The sequence below is a fragment of the Pseudomonas sp. 8BK genome (assembly GCF_902506475.1).
In the GTDB taxonomy this organism is placed as follows: domain Bacteria; phylum Pseudomonadota; class Gammaproteobacteria; order Pseudomonadales; family Pseudomonadaceae; genus Aquipseudomonas; species Aquipseudomonas anguilliseptica.
Genome location: NZ_LR733252.1, coordinates 1,746,871 through 1,765,600 on the forward strand (window position 1 = coordinate 1,746,871; position 18,730 = coordinate 1,765,600).

Consider the following 18,730-nt stretch of genomic DNA (forward strand, 5'->3'; position numbering starts at 1 on the left):
CCCATGCCTTTCGTTATGTCCAACCAACGTATCAAAACCCCTTGTGTCGGCCTGTGTTCCACTGTTTACGGTGATCTGGTCTGCCGTGGCTGCAAGCGCTTCCACCATGAGGTGATCAACTGGAACGGCTATGACGATGAGGAAAAGCGTGCCGTTTGGCTGCGCCTGGAAGTGCTGTTGGTGCAGGTGATGGCGGCTAAGTTGGAAGTTTTCGATGCTGATCGTCTGCGAATGCAGCTGGAGCAGCGCAAGATCCGTTTTGTCCCGCAACAGTCACCGTATTGCTGGGCCTACCAGCTGATCGCCCGTGGCGCACGAGTGATCAGCCAGTTGGAGGCCTACGGCATGGTGCTGCTACCAGAGTTTCGCAGCTGGGGCCTGCCGGAGTTGCGCGATGCGATTGATCGCGAGTTCTTTCTGCTGTCCGAGGCGCATTACGAGCGCTACATCGCGCCGCGTTTTTTGCTTGAAGGACTTGAGATAAGAGTCTGAAGCCATCTTCAAACGAAAAAGCCGCCTGTTCAGGCGGCTGTTTCGTTGCGCGGCAGAAGGGTTAGCGCTGGGCGACCAGCTCTTCCAGGTGGGTGATGATGTCATCTGGCTTGAGTACCAGAATGTCGCTTTCCAGCGAGTCGAGAATTACCTCGGCGGTATTGCCGATCAGTGCGCCGGAAATCCCGGTACGCGCCACGGTGCCGATCACCGTCACGCCAGCATTGAGTCGGTGCGCCGCCTGAGGAATCAGCACATCGGCCGGGCCTTCGGCGATATGCAGACGCTCATCGCTGATCTCGTACTCGGCTTGAAACGCTTTGCATTGCTCGCGGTAGCGCGCTTCGATGGTTTCCTTGAGCTGGAAGGTTGGATCGGCAGCCGAGAGCATGGGCGCAGGGTGAGCGCTGATTACATGCAGTTCGGCCTTGGCCAGGGCGGCAATATCAAAACCATGGCTGACGATGCTGGTGTGCAGAGTGCGGTGCTCGCTGTCAGCGTTACCCACATCGACCGCTGCCAGAATCGCGGTGCCCGCCCAGGATTTTTCGGTTTTCACCATCAGCACTGGCGCCGGACAGTAGCGCAGCAGCTTCCAGTCATCGGGGGTGAGCAGGGCTTTTTTCAGTGGGTTGTCGGGGAAATGCTGCTTGATCACCAGGCCACAGCCTTCAGCCTGCTGCACGTTGATGATGGTCTGGTGCTGGTTTTCATCCCAGGCTTGTTGGCTGGAGGTGCTGAAACCTTCGCTGTTGAGCAAGCCGGTAAGGTCGCGCAGGTAGCCGGTGTGATCACTTTTTTTGTCGCACACCAGCAGGTGCAGGTGCGATTGAGTGACGCCGGCAATCAGCTTGGCGCGTTTCAGGGCCAGGTCTTCCGTGTGATTGGGCTCCATCACCACCAGAATGCTGCGAATAGCTTGCATGATCATCTCCATGTGCAGTCGGTTGTACTGTTTATCACTATAGATCGCTGCCACTGGCTTGTTGCTTGACCGGCGTCAATCGAGTGGCTGTTCGCGTGTTCATTCGTATAATGGCGGCCCTGCAGCCGCACTGCTCAAGCCCGCCCATTTTTGTGAATTTATGTATCTGTCAGCCCAAGCCGATCATTTGCTGCGTTGCACCATCGTTCAGTCCGGGTATAGCCCGATGTTGAGTGTGCACCGATGAACCTGCCGGAAATCCACGAGTTTCTCGGTTGCCGCACACCGGATGCCTGGATCACCGCCGCCTTGGCCGATCAGCAGACCTTGCTGATTGACCACAAGAACTGCGAATTCAAGGCCGCCAGCACGGCGCTGAGTCTGATGGCCAAGTACAGCACTTACGTTGATCTGCTCAACGCCATGTCGCGCCTGGCCCGTGAGGAGCTGGTGCACCATGAACAGGTGCTGCGCATCATGAAGCGCCGCAAGATTGGCCTGCGCCCGGTATCGGCGGCGCGCTATGCCTCGGGCCTGCGCAAGGTGGTGCGTACCCACGAGCCGCACAAACTGGTGGATACCCTGGTGGTCGGCGCCTTTATCGAAGCGCGCAGCTGTGAGCGTTTCGAGGCCTTGGTGCCGCATCTGGATGAAGAACTGGGCAAGTTCTACTTCGGTTTGCTGAAAAGCGAAGCGCGGCATTTTCAGAATTACCTGAAGCTGGCTTATCAGTATGGCGATGCCCGTGACGTTGATCAGGCTATCGAACGGGTGAGGGCGGCGGAGCGCGAACTGATCGAGTCGCCAGACACTGAGTTTCGCTTTCACAGCGGTGTGCCGCCGCTCTAAAGTAAAAAAGCGCCCAATTGGGCGCTTTTTTGTAGGTGAGTGTGTGGTGCTTACTGCTGCACTTTCAGGTCTAGCGCCAGGTCGCGTGCCGCCTTGGTGGCCAGTACGCCCATCAATTGGCCGATTTCATCCTGGCGGCTGCTGGCGCCATCGCTACCGCCGCCCATCATTACACTCGGCACCGGTGCCTGAGCAGCAGCTTCGGCCCAGACCTTGTTGATCGCGATCAGCGCATCCAGCTTGGGCTGCAGTGCGCCGTCGGCCTTGATTACCGCTTCACGGGCATGGGCTTCGGCGTCGGCGGTGATTTTCGTTGCGTCTGCAGTGATCGCTGCTTTATCACGCAGCAGTTCGGCGGTCTGTTTTTCGATCTCGGCGCGGCCTTTCTCACGCTCGGCGTTGATGATCGCCAGCTGCTTCTCGGTTTCTGCCTGGGTGGTACGCTCGATCTGGTCGCGCAGGGTTTCCTGGCGACGCGCTTCCACTTCCTTCTCACCGCGGGCGGTGACCAGCAGCTTCTCTTCTTCTTCCTTCAGGCGGTTCTGCCGCGCGACGGCCAGCTCTGCCAGGGCTTGCTGCACCTTGACCATGCGCTGTTTGTACTGAGGGTTGGGGTCGACGTTGGTGATGCGCGCTTCAACCACTTCCACGCCGTATTTGCGGAACTGCTGCTGCTTGCGCACCGGGATGCCTTTGCTGTCCATGACCTTTTCGGTGACGAACTGGCTGACATTGTTGTCGCCAAACGCGCCTTGCTCGGTGCCAGCTTGCAGAATCGCGGTCTGGCTCGGTTGATGGCCGCGCGGGCCGCGAATTTCCTTGCGCTTGATCAGGTACAGGCCGTCATTGAGCTGGTTTTCAAACTCGGCGGCGAACTCGCTGCGTGCACCGGCATAGAAGTCATCGGCGCTCATCAGCGAGGCGGTGGCTTGCAGGGTTTCCTTGATGGCCGGCACCAGCGCGGTTTTGATGAAGTTCTCCGGGTTGCGGTATTCCTGGGCGATCTTCAGGAACTGCTCGCCCGCCGGCAGGCGGAAGCGCGCGGAGGACTCGACCTTGGCGTCGACGTTGCCGAGAAACACGATAGGGAAGGCTTCGATAGTCGCGCCGAGCGAGTCGTTGTCGCTGCTGTCGTCGATGGCCAGGGCTTCGGTGAGCACCGACTGTACGCTCAGGGCCTTCTTCCAGGCGGTGGCGCGGCCGAACCATTTGGTGGCGTAGCCAACGTCGTCGACCACTTTTTCTTCACCGAAGATGGTCCGCACGTGGGTGGCAAAACCGGCTTCGTTATAGAAGAACACGCTGTTGAAGGTGACGAAGCTCACCGCAACCAGTGCGGCCGGGGCGATGGCGTATTTGAAGAGGTGTTCCTTGCTGATCAGCATGATCGGTCCCTGATGGCGTTTTGAGGGCGCCGATGCTGATGATCGGCGAATCGTCCGTCAAGTAGGCGCGCTCAGCGCTTTGTGCGCGCCGTCAAGGTTTTACACAGGTTCTAGGTCGAAGGCGCTTTGCTGCAAGCCTTGACGGTCTGCCTGCAGTGCCCAGCCCTGTTTGTCCCAGTCACCAAGCACAATGCGCTGCGCCGCCTGGCCGTTGACTTGCAGTCGATGGGTGGCGGGGCGATGGGTGTGGCCGTGGATCAGCGTACGTACGTCGTGCTCGGACATGATGCGCGGCACTTCATCCGGAGTGACGTCGACAATTTCGCTGGCTTTCATCCGCGTTTGTGTGCGGCTTTCATTGCGCAGTTTGCGCGCCAGTTTTTGCCGGGTGCTCAGCGGCAGGTTGCGCAGGATAAACAGCGAAATCGGGTTGCGCAGCCAGCGGCGCAGCTTCATATAGCCGATGTCCTGGGTGCACAGGCTGTCGCCATGCATCAGCAGCACACGCTCGCCATTCAGCTCAATTACGCAAGGGTCGGGCAACAGCGTGCAGCCGGCTTCACGGCAGAAGGCCTTGCCGAGTAGAAAGTCGCGATTGCCATGCATCAGATAGATGCGTGTACCGCGCTCACTGAGTTTGCGCAGGGCCTGGGCAATCGAACGTTGAAAGGGGGTTATCGCATCGTCGCCGATCCACACTTCGAAGAAGTCACCCAGGATATACAGCGCCTGAGCCTGAACCGCGCGGGTTTCGAGAAAATGCAGAAACGCCCGGCTGATGTCCGGGCGCTCCTGTTCAAGATGCAGATCGGAGATCAGTAGAATCACTCAACGATCTCGGCACGCTCGATGATCACGTCATCAACCGGCACATCCTGATGACCGGATTTGCTGGTGGTGGCAACGGCCTTGATGGCGTTGACCACGTCCATGCCTTCAACCACCTCACCGAACACCGCATAGCCCCAGCCTTGCACGGTCGGCGCACTGTGGTTGAGGAAGCTGTTGTCGGAAACATTGATAAAGAACTGCGCGGAGGCCGAATGCGGCTCCATGGTGCGGGCCATGGCCACGGTACCGATCTTGTTGGCGACGCCATTGTTGGCTTCGTTCTTGATCGGGGCGCGGGTGGTTTTCTGCTTCATGCCCGGCTCGAAACCGCCGCCCTGGATCATGAAATTGCTGATCACGCGGTGAAACACCGTGTTGTCGTAATGACCTTCTTGGACGTACTGCTTGAAGTTGGCCACGGTTTCCGGGGCTTTGTCTTCGAACAGGTTGAGGGTGATAACGCCGTGGTTGGTGTGCAGCTTGATCATGGAGGTAATCGCTCTGTCGATAAATCCGTGAGCCGCGCAATTTCCAGCAAAGGGCATTGCAGCGGTTCTTGGGCCTGTCAGGGGGTTGACAGCTTCGGCTATGATAAGCGCTTTGTATAAGCCGGCCTACCCTGAGAGCCTGTCCACAACCTGCTGCGCGTTGGCTAAACGGCGTTGAAAACCACCTCGGAATGCTCATTTACAGTCGTAAACTCCGCTTCCTCGGCTACTTTCGCCACCGTTTAGCTCTAGCTCGCAAGGTTGTGAACAGGCTCTGAATCGTGCCCCGCACTCGCCAAGGACCCCATGAGCAAGCCAGAAATTGTCGCCGCCGCTAACTTTCTTCGTCCCATCGTCCAGGCTGACTTGGATGCCGGCAAGCACGCGAAGATCATTACCCGTTTTCCGCCGGAGCCCAATGGCTACCTGCATATTGGCCACGCCAAGTCGATCTGCCTGAACTTCGGCCTGGCCAAGGAGTTTGGTGGCGAGTGCAACCTGCGCTTTGATGACACCAACCCGGCCAAGGAAGACCAGGAATACATCGACGCGATCAAGAGCGACGTGCAGTGGCTGGGTTTTCAGTGGGCGGGCGAGGAGCGTTATGCCTCCAATTATTTCGACCAGCTGCATGCCTGGGCCATCGAGCTGATCAAGGCCGGTAAGGCGTTCGTCTGTGACCTGAACGCCGAAGAGATGCGTGCCTACCGCGGTAATCTTACCGAACCGGGCAAGAACAGCCCGTTCCGTGAGCGCAGCGTTGAGGAAAACCTTGATCTGTTCGCTCGTATGAAAGCCGGCGAATTCGCTGATGGCGTTCGTTCGCTGCGTGCGAAAATCGATATGGCCTCGCCGAACATCAACCTGCGCGACCCGATCCTCTATCGCATTCGCCATGCTCACCACCACCAGACCGGTGACAAGTGGTGCATCTACCCGAGCTATGACTTCACCCACGGTCAGTCGGACGCCATCGAAGGCATCACCCACTCGATCTGTACCCTGGAATTCGAGGATCACCGCCCGCTGTACGAGTGGTTCCTGGCGCAGCTGCCAGTGCCGGCGCAGCCGCGTCAGTACGAGTTCGCCCGCCTGAACCTCAACTACACGATTACCAGCAAGCGCAAGCTCAAGCAGCTGGTGGACGAGAAACACGTCAATGGTTGGGACGACCCGCGCATGTCGACCCTGTCGGGCTTCCGCCGTCGCGGCTATACCCCGGCGTCGATTCGCAGCTTCTGCGACATGATTGGTGTCAACCGCGCTGGCGGCGTGGTGGATATTGGCATGCTGGAATTCGCCATTCGTGATGACCTGGATGCCAATGCCGCCCGTGCCATGTGCGTGCTCAAGCCGCTGAAAGTGGTGATCAGCAATTACCCGGAAGGGAAGACCGAGAATCTCGAGCTGCCGCGCCATCCCAAGCAGGACATGGGCGTACGCGTGCTGCCGTTCAGCCGTGAAATCTATATCGATGCCAGCGACTTCGAAGAAGTCCCGCCGGCCGGCTTCAAGCGCCTGATCCCGGGCGGTGAAGTGCGTCTGCGTGGCAGCTACGTGATTCGCGCCGATGAGGCGATCAAGGATGCCGAAGGCAATATCGTTGAACTGCGCTGCAGCTACGACGAAAACACCCTGGGTAAGAACCCCGAGGGCCGTAAGGTCAAAGGCGTGATCCACTGGGTGCCGGCGGCTGAAAGCGTTGAGTGTGAAGTGCGTCTGTACGACCGTCTGTTCCGCTCCGCCAACCCGGAGAAGGACGAAGAGGGCGGCAGCTTCCTCGACAATATCAACCCGGATTCGCTGGTGGTGCTCAAGGGTTGTCGTGCCGAGCCATCCCTGGCTGAAGCCGCGCCGGAAGAGCGCTTCCAGTTCGAGCGCGAAGGCTACTTCTGCGCCGATATCAAGGACAGCAAGCCGGGTGCCCCCGTCTTCAACCGTACCGTTACGCTGCGCGATTCCTGGGCTTAATCAAGCCGGACGCGTCATAGACCGGGCCAGCGCACTGGCCCGTGGTTTTCCAAGGAACCCCGATGCTCTCGATCTACAACACGCTGACTAAAAGCAAAGACGTCTTCAAACCGCTGGTGGGTAACCAGGTGCGCATGTATGTGTGCGGCATGACGGTTTACGACTTCTGTCATATCGGTCATGCGCGGGTGATGGTGGCGTTCGATGTGGTGACTCGCTGGCTGCGCCACCGCGGCTATGACGTGACCTACGTGCGCAATATCACCGACATCGACGACAAGATCATCAAGCGTGCCAACGAGAACGGCGAGCCGTTTGAAGCGCTGGTCGAGCGCATGATCGCCGCCATGCACGAAGACGAGGCACGCCTGAATGTGCTGCGCCCGGATCAGGAACCACGTGCTACTGGGCATATCGCCGGTATGCACCAGATGATCCAGACCCTGATCGACAAGGGTTTTGCCTACGCGCCCGGCAATGGTGACGTGTACTACCGCGTCACCAAGTTCGAAACCTACGGCAAGTTGTCGCGCCGCAAGATCGATGAGCTGAAGATCGGTGCGCGCATTGAAGTGGACGAAATCAAAGAAGATCCGCTCGATTTCGTCCTGTGGAAAGGCGTCAAACCCGGTGAGCCGAGCTGGGAGTCGCCTTGGGGCGCTGGTCGTCCGGGCTGGCATATCGAGTGCTCGGTGATGTCCACCTGCTGCCTGGGTGAGACCTTCGATATACATGGTGGCGGCCCGGATCTGGTGTTCCCGCACCACGAAAACGAGATCGCGCAGAGCGAAGCGGCCACCGGAAAACTCTACGCCAACGCCTGGATGCACGCCGGCGCGGTGCGTGTGGACGGCGAGAAGATGTCCAAGTCCCTGGGCAACTTCTTCACCATTCGCGAAGTGCTGGAGAAGTATCACCCGGAAGTGGTGCGCTACCTGCTGGTGTCCAGCCATTACCGCAGCCCGATCAACTACTCAGAAGACAGCCTGCGTGAAGCCAAAGGCGCCCTGGAACGTTTCTACAACGCACTCAAGGGGCTGCCCGCTGTTGCACCGGCTGGTGGTGAAGCCTTTGTTGAGCGCTTTGCGGCGGCCATGGATGACGACTTCAACTCGCCGGAAGCCTGCGCGGTGTTGTTCGAACTGGCGCGTGAGATCAACCGCCTGCGCGAAAGCGATGTGCAGGCTGCTGCTGGGTTGGCTGCGCGCTTGAAGGAACTTGCTGGGGTGCTCGGCGTGTTGCAGCTGGAGCCTGAAGCCTTCCTCCAGGCCGGTGCTGCAGGCAAGGTCGATGCTGCTGAAGTTGAAGCTTTGATTGCCGCACGTCTGCAGGCCCGTGCCGAGAAGAACTGGGGCGAGTCCGATCGTATCCGCGATCAGCTCACCGCCATGGGCGTGGTGCTGGAAGACGGCAAGGGTGGCACTACTTGGCGTTTGGCTGAGTAAGGCAGGTGTTGGATTAAACAGGCCGCTTTCGAGCGGCTTGTTTATTTGCGGCTTATAGAGACAGAGGAAGACTCAATGCGCGCCAGTCGTCTATCGCGAACTTTGGTTACGTTTCTGCTCTGGGCGGCGGCCTTGTATGTGTTGCTCTGCGTTGCTTTGCTGGTGTTCCAGCGTTCGCTTATCTACTTCCCGCAGCCCCGCGCTATCGATAATCCCAACACGCTGCTGAAGCTGTCCATGGAAGATGCCGAGGTGCTGGTTTCTACCCGGCTACTCGAGGGGCGCAATGCCCTGATCTATTTCGGCGGCAACGGCGAGGATGTCTCCCTCAATCTGCCCGAATTTTCCCAGGCTTTCAGCGACCATGCGCTTTACCTGATGCATTACCGAGGCTACGGCGGAAGTAGCGGTTCGCCCACAGAAGAGGCTATTCAGGCCGATGCGCTCGCCTTGTTTGATCAGGTTTATGCCCAGCACCCTTGTACTGTGGTGGTGGGGCGCAGTTTGGGCTCTGGCGTGGCGGTGCGCCTTGCCAGTCAGCGGCCGGCAGCCCATTTGGTTCTGATTACGCCTTACAACAGCATCCAGGAGCTGGCGCAGAGCCGTTTCCCTTATATCCCCGTGCAGTGGCTGCTTAAGGATAAATTCGAGTCCTGGCAGTACGCCCAGCAGATTCGTGTGCCAACACTGTTGATCGCGGCGGAGCGGGATCAGGTCATTCCTCGCGTCAGCACCGATGCGCTTTTCAGCCATTTCACCCCGGGTGTGGCTGCGCTCAAGGTTATTCCGGCAGCGGGACATAACTCGTTATCGCAACGCCCGGAATACTTGGAGCTGCTTAAGGGCGCGTTGTGTAAGGGCTAAGGCGGTGCTGGCTTGGCCTTGTTTGATCTATGCGCGTGAGAGTGTGAGCAGACTCATAGTGATCACGTGTAACCGCTAGGCCGCAGGGCTAAGTTCCACAGTCAGTTCTATAGGCCCGGCAGGCGGGCGTACTGCAGTGGGGTACCGAGAGCACGTCTTGATGCAGCACGTTGCAGAGTGTCGCGTTGGCAACAGAGCGGATGCTTGTCGGTGGCCAGGCCCGGATCTTCTGCCTCATCCAGAAGAGTCTGCAGGTACTCCTGCATATGCCGTGCGGTGTGAGGTTGAGGTCGTGGACGGTCACGAAGGCTGGCACAGGCCGGGTGTTACAAAGGCTACGACGTGCTTTAGCGCGACGTCAGCCCTGATTCCCGTAAGCGTTTGTACAGCGTGTTGCGGCTGACCCCTAGGCTGCGCGCCAGGTGCGAGATATTGCCGCCGCAGGCTTGGTACTGGCTGGCCAGATCATCCGCGCTGGTGCTGGCCAGCGGTTGCGGCTGGCTGGCGGCTGTTGGCGCAGCAGCTGGCTGCAAGTCGGCAAAGAAATCATCCGGCAAGTGTTCTGCACGGATCTGCTGATCCTCGGCCATGGCGAGGGCAATCTGCAGGACGCTGCTCAGCTGGCGCAGATTGCCAGGCCAGGGGTGACGCTCGAACAGGCTCAGTACCTCCTGGCTGAGTCCCGCCCATTGCTGCGGCTCGCGGTGGTATTCCCAGATGCGTTGGACCATGGCGGCCTTATCAGTGCGTTCGCGCAGCGGCGGCAGCTCGAGGTTGAGGCCGCTGATACGGTAGTAGAGATCCTGGCGAAACAGCCCACCTTCCACATCCTGGCGCAGTGGGCGGTTGGTGGCCGAGATCAGGCGGATATCCACCGGGTATAGCTCGCTACTGCCCAGCGGTTGTACGCAGCGCTCCTGCAATACCCGCAGCAGTCGGGCCTGCACGCGCAGTGGCATATCGCCGACTTCGTCGAGAAATAGCGTGCCTTTATCGGCCTTGCGGATCAGGCCAATGCTGCCTTTCTGGTTGGCCCCGGTAAACGCGCCCTTTTCATAGCCAAACAGCTCGGACTCCACCAGTTCGGCGGGAATGGCCGCACAGTTGACCGCGATAAATGCCTGGCTGGCACGCGAGCTGGCGTAGTGCAGGGCTTTGACGAAAACCTCCTTGCCGACACCGGTTTCGCCATGCACCAGGATCGGGATGTTCTTTTCCAGTAACCGCTCGGCCTGACGCACGGCTTTATCGACACGCGGGTCGCCGAGGTTGAGCGAGGCGAGGGTGAATGGGGTGCGCGTGGCGTTGGCAGGCGGCTGCTGGGTTTGGCGAAAGTCGCGGGCCTGGATTGGCGAGGGTTGCTGTGGGCGTTTGATCTGCGCATGAAAGCGAAAACGCTCGCTGGCGCGCAGGTTGAACGGCAGCGCCTCGGGCTGGTTGAGCAGTTGCTGCAGCGGTACGTCGAACAGGCTTTCGATATTCACACGGGTCAGGCCCACGCCGAGCAGGCTGTCGGCACGGCGATTGGCGGAAACCACCTGGCCTTGCTCATCAAAAATCAGCAACCCAGCCCAGGGGCTGCTGAGGTTGTCCAGGCTGGTATTGAAACTCAGCTGGAAGTAGCGCTGCTGGAACAGGTTGAGGATCAGGCGGTTTTCCACCGACTGGCTCATCATCTTGACCATGCCCAGAGTGTGCGAGGGCGGCAGGTAGCTGTCGCTGGACACATCCAGCACCGCGATCATCTGCCGTTGTTCATCAAAAATCGGCGAGGCCGAGCCGGTCATAAAGCGGTTGGCTTTGAGGAAGTGCTCATCGTGCTGAATGTGGACGGCCTGGGCGCAGCTCAGGGCGGTGCCGATGGCATTGGTGCCGGTGTAGCGCTCCAGCCAGGTGGCTCCAGCGACAAAACCGGCGGCGCGGCTCGGTTCGATAAAGCGTTGGTCGCCCCAGGATTGCAGAACCTGGCCCTGATGGTCGGCCAGCATGATCAGGCAATTGGAGTTGGCCAAGATGGTGCCGTAGTAAGGCAGCACTTCCTTGTGGGTGGTGTGCACCAGAGCGTGTTGGCTTTCCAGCAGGGCGTTGACTTCGCCGCGTTCGGGCTGGTTGAAGAGCGGTGTGCTCTGGTGGGTCAGGCCGTAGTCACGGCAACGCGTCCAGGAGTCCTGGATGATGGTCTCGTGAGGCAGGGCAGTGACAGCGTCAGCCATGACAGGTCTCTCGTGCGGGTTCTTGTTGTTATGGGCCACGGTCTGCGCCGGGCCTGTGCAGTGTCGCCGAAGGCTGTTCAATGTCAACGCTGTGACTGTTCAGTTGTTCACTGTGCACTGTTCAAAAGTGTTCAGTGCTGTCTACGTATGTTGTTTATCTTTAGTAGTAGTTGTTTTAAATCAATGGCTTAAGTTTTTTTGAGGGGTTGGCACGGAACTCGCTTTGTAGCTGGGTAGATAACAAGAAAAAGGACGGCCCATGTCACTTACCCTGGAGCATGTCACGCGGATCGTTGATCACCAGCTGTATATCGACGATGCCTGCCTGAGCTTCGAACCTGGCTCCTTCAATGTGCTGCTGGGGCGCACGCTGTCTGGCAAGACCAGCCTGATGCGCCTGATGGCGGGCCTGGATAAGCCCACCAGCGGACGCATCCTGATGAATGGCGCCGATATGACCCAGGTGCCGGTGCGCCAGCGCAACGTGTCGATGGTCTATCAGCAGTTCATCAATTATCCGACCCTTACGGTGTTCGAGAACATCGCCTCGCCGCTGCGCCAGGCCGGCGTGAGTAAGGCGTTGATTGAAGAGAAAGTGCATGCCACGGCGCAGATGCTGCGCATTGATGGTTTGCTCAAGCGCTACCCGCTGGAACTGTCCGGCGGCCAGCAGCAACGTACAGCCATGGCGCGGGCGCTGGTCAAGGACGCTTCCTTGATCCTGTTCGATGAGCCGCTGGTCAACCTCGACTACAAGCTGCGCGAAGAGCTGCGCCAGGAGATGCGCGAGCTGTTCCAGGCTCGCCACACCATCGCCATCTATGCCACCACCGAGCCCAATGAAGCCCTGGCCTTGGGTGGCACCACCACCATCCTGCATGAAGGGCGGGTGGTGCAGAGCGGCAAGACTGCCGAGGTTTATCACCGTCCGCAGCAGGTGCTGGCCGCCGAGCTGTTCTCGGAGCCGGCGATCAACCTGATGCCTGGGCGCGTCAGCGGCACTGAAGTGAGCTTTGCCGATACCGTGCATTTCCCGCTTAACCCGGACCTGCAAGGTATTGCCGAGGGTGAATACCGCTTTGGCGTACGCCCCAGCCATATCGGCCTGGTGCCGTCCAATGATGACGATCTGGAGCTGGCGGTAACGGTCGAGCTGGCCGAGATCAGTGGTTCGGAAACCTTTCTGCATGTGCGCAACGAGCAGTTCGTGCTGGTGTTGCATCTGCCGGGGGTGCATGAGTACGACGTGGACACGCCGATCCTCATCTATATCCCTACCCACAAGCTGTTTGTCTTCGCCGCTGATGGGCAGTTGATTCAGGCCCCCAGCCGCCGTCTGGGGAGGGTTGCCTGATGGCCGAGATCCGTTTGCATAACCTGGCCCACAGTTACAGCCGTGCGCCGACTGAATCAGCCGATTACGCCATTCGCGAGATAAACCATGTGTGGGAGCAGGGCGGCGCCTATGCGTTGCTGGGGCCTTCGGGCTGCGGCAAGTCGACTCTGCTGAATATCATTTCCGGCCTGCTCAGCCCGTCCCATGGCGAGGTGCAGTTCGATGGCAAGGTGGTCAACGCGCTACCGCCGGAGCTGCGCAATATTGCTCAGGTTTTCCAGTTTCCGGTGGTTTACGACACCATGACGGTGTTCGACAACCTGGCTTTCCCCTTGCGCAACCAGGGCATGAACGAGGCGAAGATCCTCACCAAGGTCAATGAAATTGCCGAGGTGCTGGAGCTGCACCCGTTGCTGCACAAGCGCGCTCGTAATCTGACTGCTGACGAGAAGCAGAAGGTCTCCATGGGCCGAGGCCTGGTGCGTGATGACGTGTCGGCGATTCTGTTCGATGAACCGCTGACGGTGATCGATCCGCACCTGAAATGGAAGCTACGGCGCAAGCTCAAGCAGATTCACGAGCAGTTCAATATCACCATGGTCTACGTCACCCACGACCAGCTCGAAGCCTCGACCTTCGCCGACAAGATTGCGGTGATGTACGGCGGGCAGATCGTCCAGTTCGGCACGCCGCGTGAGTTGTTCGAGCGGCCCAGCCATACCTTTGTTGGCTACTTCATCGGCAGCCCCGGAATGAACCTGATTGATGTGCTGCCTTATGCCGGCGGTGTGCGTTTCAACAATACCGTGCTGCCGTTATCGGCAGCGCTCAATCGACGCCTGGCTGAGCGGCCTGGGGCCAAGCTGAAAGTCGGTATTCGCCCGGAGTTCGTCCACGTCTGGGATGGCCCCAACGAGGATGCGCTGCGTGGCGAGGTGGTGCATGTCGAAGACCTCGGCACCTACAAGATTCTCACCCTGAAACTCGATGGCCAGTCGCTCAAGGTGCGTCTGCAGGAGGATCAGCCCGTGCCGCAGCAGCAGGTCTACCTGAGCTTTCCGGCGCAGTGGTTGATGCTCTACGCCGATGACGTTCTGGTTGAGGCGCAAGCGCAGGAGGTGCAGCCATGAAGGTGCAGAACAACAAGGCCTGGTGGCTGGTGCTGCCGGTGTTTCTGCTGGTGGCGTTCAGTGCCATTGTGCCGATGATGACGGTGGTAAATTATTCGGTGCAGGACATCTTCGACCATTCCACGCGCTATTTCGTTGGCGTCGACTGGTACAAGCAGGTGCTGCAGGACACCCGTCTGCATGACTCGCTGCTGCGCCAGTTCATCTTCTCCGCTTGCGTGCTGCTGATCGAGATTCCTTTGGGTATCGCCATCGCCCTGTGCATGCCGACCAAGGGGCGCATGGCCTCGCTGGTGCTGATCGTGTTGGCGATTCCGCTGCTGATCCCGTGGAACGTGGTCGGCACCATCTGGCAGATATTCGGCCGCGCTGACATCGGATTGCTCGGCTGGAGCCTGAACAGCCTGGGCATCAGCTACAACTACGCCTCCAACACCAGCGATGCCTGGGTCACAGTGCTGATCATGGACGTCTGGCACTGGACCTCGCTGGTGGCGCTGCTGTGCTATTCGGGCCTGCGCGCCATTCCCGACGTGTACTACCAGGCCGCGCGCATCGACCGTGCATCCGACTGGGCCGTGTTCCGCCATATCCAGCTGCCCAAGCTGAAGAGCGTGCTGCTGATCGCGGTGATGCTGCGCTTTATGGACAGCTTCATGATCTACACCGAGCCCTTCGTGCTGACCGGCGGCGGGCCGGGCAATGCCACCACCTTCCTTAGTCAGACCCTGACGCAAATGGCTATTGGTCAGTTCGACCTGGGCCCGGCGGCGGCGTTCTCCTTGGTGTACTTCCTGATCATCCTGTTGGTGTCCTGGCTGTTCTACACCGCCATGACCCACAACGATAAGACGCGCTGAGGCCGACCATGACCCTACGTAAAAAAGTAGTGCTGGGGCTGTATGTCCTGTTCCTGTTGGTGCCGATCTACTGGCTGCTGAACATGTCGTTCAAGAGCAACACCGAGATTCTCGGCGGCCTGACGCTGTGGCCGCACGGCTTCACCCTAGATAACTACAAGGTGATCTTCACTGACCCGAGCTGGTACGAGGGGTATCTCAACTCGCTGTACTACGTGTGCCTGAACACGGTGATTTCACTATCGGTGGCGCTGCCAGCGGCCTACGCGTTTTCCCGCTACCGTTTCCTCGGTGACAAGCACCTGTTCTTCTGGCTGCTGACCAACCGCATGGCGCCACCGGCGGTGTTTTTGCTGCCGTTCTTCCAGCTGTATTCGTCGATCGGTCTGTTCGATACGCATATCGCCGTAGCCCTGGCGCACTGCCTGTTCAACGTGCCGCTGGCGGTGTGGATTCTCGAAGGCTTTATGTCCGGGGTGCCGAAGGAGATCGATGAAACTGCCTATATCGACGGCTACAGCTTCCCGAAATTCTTCGTGAAGATCTTTATCCCGCTGATTGGCTCGGGCATCGGCGTCACCGCGTTTTTCTGTTTCATGTTTTCCTGGGTCGAGTTGCTGCTGGCGCGCACCCTGACCTCGGTGGATGCCAAGCCGATTGCTGCAGTGATGACGCGTACCGTGTCGGCCTCGGGGATTGATTGGGGCGTGTTGGCAGCGGCGGGGGTGTTGACCATTTTGCCGGGCATGCTGGTGATCTGGTTTGTCCGTAACCATGTGGCTAAGGGTTTTGCCCTGGGCCGGGTATAGGAGTCGCGACGATGGATTGGATGGCTTGGACCCTGCCGACGGCGTTGTTTTTCGGCTTTATTGGCATGCTGCTGGTTGGCATGACGATCTGGGAGCTACGTTCGCCTTGTATCGAGCGCAAAGGTTTGTTGCCGATCAGCACCACCCGTGGTGATCGGCTGTTTATCGGTCTGCTTGGAAGTGCCTACCTGCATCTGCTGGTGGTGGGCGCGACCGATTGGAGTGTCTGGATAGCTTCGGTGCTGTCCCTATTCTGCTTGTTTGCAGTGATGCGTTGGGGTTAAGCCGGGCTGCCTTGGCTGCGCCTGCCGGTTGGGCGCGACCATGACCCGCTTACCTCATTCCAAACCCTGAGATGGAGGTCTCTATGTTCGACAATAACAACAAAACTCGACATAGCATGGCGCTGGCTGCCCTGCTGACGTTGTCCGGCTTGAGCGGCGCAGCCTGGGCCGATGCCTACGAAGAGGCGGCAAAAAAGTGGATCAGCGAGGAGTTCAACCCCTCGACCCTGACGCCTGAGCAGCAACTCGAAGAGTTGAAGTGGTTTATCAAAGCTGCCGAGCCGTTTCGCGGCATGAGCATCAGCGTGGCTTCGGAAACCATCGCCACCCACGAGTACGAGTCCAAGGTGCTGGCCAAGGCCTTCAGCGAAATCACCGGGATTCAGCTCAAGCATGACCTGATGCAGGAAGGTGATGTCGTCGAAAAGCTGCAAACCCAGATGCAGTCGGACAAGAACATCTACGACGGCTATATCAATGACTCGGACCTGATCGGTACGCACTTCCGCTACGGCAAGGCGGTAGCCATCAGCGACATGATGGAGGGCGAAGGCAAGGCGGTGACCTCGCCAACCCTCGATCTGCAGGACTTTATCGGCATTTCCTTCACCACCGGGCCTGACGGCAAGCTGTATCAGCTACCGGACCAGCAGTTCGCCAACCTTTACTGGTTCCGCGCCGACTGGTTCGAGCGTCCGGAGCTGAAGGCCAAGTTCAAGGAAATCTACGGCTACGAGCTGGGTGTGCCGGTCAACTGGTCGGCCTATGAAGACATCGCCGAGTTCTTCTCCGAGAAGGTCAAGGAAATCGATGGCCAGCGCATCTACGGCCATATGGATTACGGCAAGAAAGACCCATCCCTGGGCTGGCGCTTCACCGATGCCTGGTTCTCCATGGCCGGTGGCGGCGATAAGGGGCTGCCTAACGGCTTGCCAGTGGACGAGTGGGGTATTCGCGTAGACGGTTGCCGTCCGGTGGGATCCAGTGTTGCCCGTGGCGGCGATACCAATGGCCCTGCGGCGGTGTATGCCACCAGCAAGTATGTCGATTGGATGCGCAAGTACGCGCCGCCGGAAGCGCAGGGCATGACCTTCTCCGAATCCGGCCCGGTACCGGCGCAGGGCAGCATCGCCCAGCAGATTTTCTGGTACACCGCCTTTACCGCGGACATGACCAAAGCCGGCCTGCCGGTGGTTAATGAAGATGGCACGCCGAAGTGGCGCATGGCGCCTTCACCAAAAGGTCCGTATTGGGAGGAGGGCATGAAACTGGGTTATCAGGACACCGGCTCCTGGACCTTCCTCAAGTCCACCCCGGAGAAACAGCGCCTGGCCGCCTGGCTGTATGCGCAGTTCGTTACCTCGAAAACCGTATCGCTGAAGAAAACTCTGGTTGGCCTGACGCCGATTCGTGAGTCGGATATCAACTCGCAAGCCATGACCGACGCTGCTCCGAAATTGGGTGGTTTGGTGGAGTTCTATCGCAGCCCTGCACGGGTGCAGTGGACCCCGACCGGGACCAACGTGCCTGACTATCCACGTTTGGCTCAACTGTGGTGGCAATTCATTGCCGAAGCAGCCAGTGGCGACAAGTCGCCACAAGAGGCGCTGGATGGCCTTGCAGCAGCCCAGGACACTATGTTGGGCCGCCTTGAGCGTTCCGGTGTACTAGGAGAGTGTGGGCCGAAGCTTAATGAGCCGCGCGATCCGCAGTACTGGCTGGACCAGCCTGGAGCACCGAAGCCCAAGCTGGCCAACGAGAAGCCTCAGGGCGAAACCATCAACTACAACGAGCTGCTGAAATCCTGGGAGCAAGCTCGCGACTGATGCAGGGGTTTGTAAGCGACATAAAAAACGGCACCTAAGGTGCCGTTTTTTATTTTTGCTCGCGCCGCACTCAGTCGTGCAGATGCTCTGCGGCATGCAGGGTGTTCTCCAGCAGGCAGGCGCGGGTCATCGGGCCAACGCCGCCTGGTACGGGCGTGATCCAGCCAGCGCGAGGCAGGGCGGTTTCATACACCACATCGCCAATCAGCTTGCCGTCGGTCTGACGGTTGATGCCAACGTCGATGACGATGGCGCCTGGCTTGATCCACTCGCCATGCACCAGGCCAGGCTTGCCAGCAGCCACCACGACGATATCGGCCTGGCCGACATGCATGGGCAGGTCTTTGGTGAAGCGGTGGGTCACGGTCACGGTGCAGCCAGCCAGCAGCAGTTCCATGGCCATTGGCCGACCGACGATATTCGAGGCGCCAACCACCACGGCGTGCATGCCATACAGGTCAGCGCCCGTGCTTTGCAGCAAGGTCATGATGCCTTTGGGGGTGCAGGGGCGCAGCAATGGCATACGCTGGGCCAGGCGGCCGATGTTGTAGGGGTGGAAACCGTCGACGTCTTTGTCCGGGCGAATGCGCTCAAGCAACAAAGATGCGTCGAGGTGTTCTGGCAATGGCAGTTGCACCAGGATGCCGTCAATGCTCGGTTCGTCATTCAAACGGTCGATCAATGCCATCAGTTCGGCCTGGGCGGTGGTGGCCGGTAGGTCATAAGCCTGTGAGACAAAGCCAACTTCTTCGCAGTCTTTACGCTTGTGCGAAACGTAGACCTGGGACGCGGGGTCGCTACCGACGAGAATTACTGCCAGCCCGGGTGCGCGCAGGCCTTGCTGGCGTCGTTCGGCGACACGTTGGGCGATCTGCTGGCGCAGGCTGGCGGCAATTGCTTTGCCATCGATCAGTTGTGCGGTCATTGCGCTTGGTTAACCATAAAGAAAGGATGGAAAAAGGACGCGCATTCTCGCATGACCGTGCTGTGGGGCAAAGGCGCACGCCACGGTTTTCGCGTAA

17 protein-coding genes are annotated in these 18,730 nt (G+C 59.2%); 11 read left to right on the forward strand and 6 right to left on the reverse strand.

All coding sequences use genetic code 11. The annotated features are described in order from the left end of the window. Positions 1–15: 15 nt before the first annotated feature. Positions 16–492, forward strand: a complete 477-nt coding sequence (locus tag ACIN8IBEIGE_RS07985) for a DUF1289 domain-containing protein (protein ID WP_160014175.1) — start codon at positions 16–18, stop codon at positions 490–492. 61 nt (positions 493–553) lie between these two features. Here the strand turns inward: ACIN8IBEIGE_RS07985 and ACIN8IBEIGE_RS07990 are convergent, their stop codons facing one another. Next, entirely contained in the window at positions 554–1,417 is an 864-nt protein-coding gene (locus tag ACIN8IBEIGE_RS07990) for a universal stress protein (protein WP_160014176.1), read from the reverse strand. 243 nt (positions 1,418–1,660) lie between these two features. On the opposite strand from ACIN8IBEIGE_RS07990, the gene ACIN8IBEIGE_RS07995 reads away from it, so the two are divergent. Continuing rightward, positions 1,661–2,266, forward strand: a complete 606-nt coding sequence (locus ACIN8IBEIGE_RS07995) for a tRNA-(ms[2]io[6]A)-hydroxylase (RefSeq protein WP_160014177.1) — start codon at positions 1,661–1,663, stop codon at positions 2,264–2,266. Positions 2,267–2,316: 50 nt separating this feature from the next. Here ACIN8IBEIGE_RS07995 and ACIN8IBEIGE_RS08000 read toward each other — a convergent pair whose 3' ends face one another. From ACIN8IBEIGE_RS08000 to ACIN8IBEIGE_RS08010, 3 genes are all read right to left on the reverse strand, one after another. Continuing rightward, a complete protein-coding gene (locus tag ACIN8IBEIGE_RS08000) occupies positions 2,317–3,651 on the reverse strand; it encodes an SPFH domain-containing protein (protein ID WP_160014178.1) in 1,335 nt (444 codons plus the stop codon). Between the two features lie 99 nt (positions 3,652–3,750). Further along, positions 3,751–4,479, reverse strand: a complete 729-nt coding sequence (gene lpxH, locus ACIN8IBEIGE_RS08005) for a UDP-2,3-diacylglucosamine diphosphatase (protein ID WP_160014179.1) — start codon at positions 4,477–4,479, stop codon at positions 3,751–3,753. Next, positions 4,476–4,970 (reverse strand): peptidylprolyl isomerase, encoded by a 495-nt coding sequence (locus ACIN8IBEIGE_RS08010; RefSeq protein WP_160014180.1) that lies wholly within the window; start codon positions 4,968–4,970, stop codon positions 4,476–4,478. The genes lpxH and ACIN8IBEIGE_RS08010 overlap by 4 nt, the downstream gene beginning before the upstream one ends. Before the next feature lie 306 nt (positions 4,971–5,276). Between ACIN8IBEIGE_RS08010 and ACIN8IBEIGE_RS08015 the strand changes: the two genes are divergently transcribed. The 3 genes from ACIN8IBEIGE_RS08015 (at position 5,277) to ACIN8IBEIGE_RS08025 (ending at position 9,250) form a co-directional block, all read left to right on the forward strand. After that, positions 5,277–6,941 carry a glutamine--tRNA ligase/YqeY domain fusion protein gene (locus ACIN8IBEIGE_RS08015; RefSeq protein ID WP_160014181.1) on the forward strand — a complete coding sequence of 555 codons (1,665 nt, stop codon included), beginning with the start codon at positions 5,277–5,279 and terminating at the stop codon, positions 6,939–6,941. Between the two features lie 62 nt (positions 6,942–7,003). Further along, complete coding sequence (cysS, locus tag ACIN8IBEIGE_RS08020; protein ID WP_160014182.1) at positions 7,004–8,386, forward strand: cysteine--tRNA ligase; 1,383 nt, start codon at positions 7,004–7,006, stop codon at positions 8,384–8,386. Between the two features lie 75 nt (positions 8,387–8,461). After that, the gene (locus tag ACIN8IBEIGE_RS08025; RefSeq protein ID WP_160014183.1) at positions 8,462–9,250 is read left to right on the forward strand and encodes an alpha/beta hydrolase; all 789 of its coding nucleotides are present in this window, start codon (positions 8,462–8,464) and stop codon (positions 9,248–9,250) included. 347 nt (positions 9,251–9,597) lie between these two features. On the opposite strand, the gene ACIN8IBEIGE_RS08030 is transcribed toward ACIN8IBEIGE_RS08025, so the two are convergent. Then, positions 9,598–11,463 carry a sigma-54-dependent Fis family transcriptional regulator gene (locus tag ACIN8IBEIGE_RS08030; protein WP_160014184.1) on the reverse strand — a complete coding sequence of 622 codons (1,866 nt, stop codon included), beginning with the start codon at positions 11,461–11,463 and terminating at the stop codon, positions 9,598–9,600. Between the two features lie 259 nt (positions 11,464–11,722). On the opposite strand from ACIN8IBEIGE_RS08030, the gene ACIN8IBEIGE_RS08035 reads away from it, so the two are divergent. From ACIN8IBEIGE_RS08035 to ACIN8IBEIGE_RS08060, 6 genes are all read left to right on the forward strand, one after another. Further along, a complete protein-coding gene (locus tag ACIN8IBEIGE_RS08035; protein ID WP_160014185.1) occupies positions 11,723–12,817 on the forward strand; it encodes an ABC transporter ATP-binding protein in 1,095 nt (364 codons plus the stop codon). Beyond that, on the forward strand, positions 12,817–13,929 hold the full coding sequence (locus ACIN8IBEIGE_RS08040) for an ABC transporter ATP-binding protein (protein WP_160014186.1): 1,113 nt from the start codon (positions 12,817–12,819) through the stop codon (positions 13,927–13,929). Before ACIN8IBEIGE_RS08035 ends, ACIN8IBEIGE_RS08040 begins: the two co-directional genes overlap by 1 nt. After that, the gene (locus ACIN8IBEIGE_RS08045; RefSeq protein WP_160014187.1) at positions 13,926–14,789 is read left to right on the forward strand and encodes a carbohydrate ABC transporter permease; all 864 of its coding nucleotides are present in this window, start codon (positions 13,926–13,928) and stop codon (positions 14,787–14,789) included. Before ACIN8IBEIGE_RS08040 ends, ACIN8IBEIGE_RS08045 begins: the two co-directional genes overlap by 4 nt. 8 nt (positions 14,790–14,797) lie before the next feature. Further along, positions 14,798–15,598, forward strand: coding sequence for a carbohydrate ABC transporter permease (locus tag ACIN8IBEIGE_RS08050; RefSeq protein WP_160014188.1), 801 nt, complete (start codon positions 14,798–14,800; stop codon positions 15,596–15,598). 11 nt (positions 15,599–15,609) lie between these two features. Beyond that, the gene (locus tag ACIN8IBEIGE_RS08055) at positions 15,610–15,882 is read left to right on the forward strand and encodes a DUF2160 domain-containing protein (protein WP_160014189.1); all 273 of its coding nucleotides are present in this window, start codon (positions 15,610–15,612) and stop codon (positions 15,880–15,882) included. A gap of 83 nt (positions 15,883–15,965) precedes the next feature. Next, the gene (locus ACIN8IBEIGE_RS08060) at positions 15,966–17,708 is read left to right on the forward strand and encodes an ABC transporter substrate-binding protein (protein WP_160014190.1); all 1,743 of its coding nucleotides are present in this window, start codon (positions 15,966–15,968) and stop codon (positions 17,706–17,708) included. 70 nt (positions 17,709–17,778) lie between these two features. Here ACIN8IBEIGE_RS08060 and folD read toward each other — a convergent pair whose 3' ends face one another. Then, entirely contained in the window at positions 17,779–18,633 is an 855-nt protein-coding gene (gene folD / locus ACIN8IBEIGE_RS08065; RefSeq protein ID WP_160014191.1) for a bifunctional methylenetetrahydrofolate dehydrogenase/methenyltetrahydrofolate cyclohydrolase FolD, read from the reverse strand. Positions 18,634–18,730: the final 97 nt, after the last annotated feature.

What these genes read in the sequence shown, in the direction of transcription:
- ACIN8IBEIGE_RS08030 (WP_160014184.1), bottom strand. Translation starts at nt 11,463, where the DNA reads ATGGCTGACGCTGTCACTGCCCTGCCTCACGAGACCATCATCCAGGAC.
- ACIN8IBEIGE_RS08035 (WP_160014185.1), top strand. Translation starts at nt 11,723, where the DNA reads ATGTCACTTACCCTGGAGCATGTCACGCGGATCGTTGATCACCAGCTG.
- ACIN8IBEIGE_RS08010 (WP_160014180.1), bottom strand. Translation starts at nt 4,970, where the DNA reads ATGATCAAGCTGCACACCAACCACGGCGTTATCACCCTCAACCTGTTC.
- cysS (WP_160014182.1), top strand. Translation starts at nt 7,004, where the DNA reads ATGCTCTCGATCTACAACACGCTGACTAAAAGCAAAGACGTCTTCAAA.
- ACIN8IBEIGE_RS08040 (WP_160014186.1), top strand. Translation starts at nt 12,817, where the DNA reads ATGGCCGAGATCCGTTTGCATAACCTGGCCCACAGTTACAGCCGTGCG.
- folD (WP_160014191.1), bottom strand. Translation starts at nt 18,633, where the DNA reads ATGACCGCACAACTGATCGATGGCAAAGCAATTGCCGCCAGCCTGCGC.
- ACIN8IBEIGE_RS07990 (WP_160014176.1), bottom strand. Translation starts at nt 1,417, where the DNA reads ATGCAAGCTATTCGCAGCATTCTGGTGGTGATGGAGCCCAATCACACG.
- ACIN8IBEIGE_RS07985 (WP_160014175.1), top strand. Translation starts at nt 16, where the DNA reads ATGTCCAACCAACGTATCAAAACCCCTTGTGTCGGCCTGTGTTCCACT.
- ACIN8IBEIGE_RS07995 (WP_160014177.1), top strand. Translation starts at nt 1,661, where the DNA reads ATGAACCTGCCGGAAATCCACGAGTTTCTCGGTTGCCGCACACCGGAT.
- ACIN8IBEIGE_RS08050 (WP_160014188.1), top strand. Translation starts at nt 14,798, where the DNA reads ATGACCCTACGTAAAAAAGTAGTGCTGGGGCTGTATGTCCTGTTCCTG.
- ACIN8IBEIGE_RS08060 (WP_160014190.1), top strand. Translation starts at nt 15,966, where the DNA reads ATGTTCGACAATAACAACAAAACTCGACATAGCATGGCGCTGGCTGCC.
- ACIN8IBEIGE_RS08025 (WP_160014183.1), top strand. Translation starts at nt 8,462, where the DNA reads ATGCGCGCCAGTCGTCTATCGCGAACTTTGGTTACGTTTCTGCTCTGG.
- ACIN8IBEIGE_RS08055 (WP_160014189.1), top strand. Translation starts at nt 15,610, where the DNA reads ATGGATTGGATGGCTTGGACCCTGCCGACGGCGTTGTTTTTCGGCTTT.
- ACIN8IBEIGE_RS08015 (WP_160014181.1), top strand. Translation starts at nt 5,277, where the DNA reads ATGAGCAAGCCAGAAATTGTCGCCGCCGCTAACTTTCTTCGTCCCATC.
- ACIN8IBEIGE_RS08045 (WP_160014187.1), top strand. Translation starts at nt 13,926, where the DNA reads ATGAAGGTGCAGAACAACAAGGCCTGGTGGCTGGTGCTGCCGGTGTTT.
- ACIN8IBEIGE_RS08000 (WP_160014178.1), bottom strand. Translation starts at nt 3,651, where the DNA reads ATGCTGATCAGCAAGGAACACCTCTTCAAATACGCCATCGCCCCGGCC.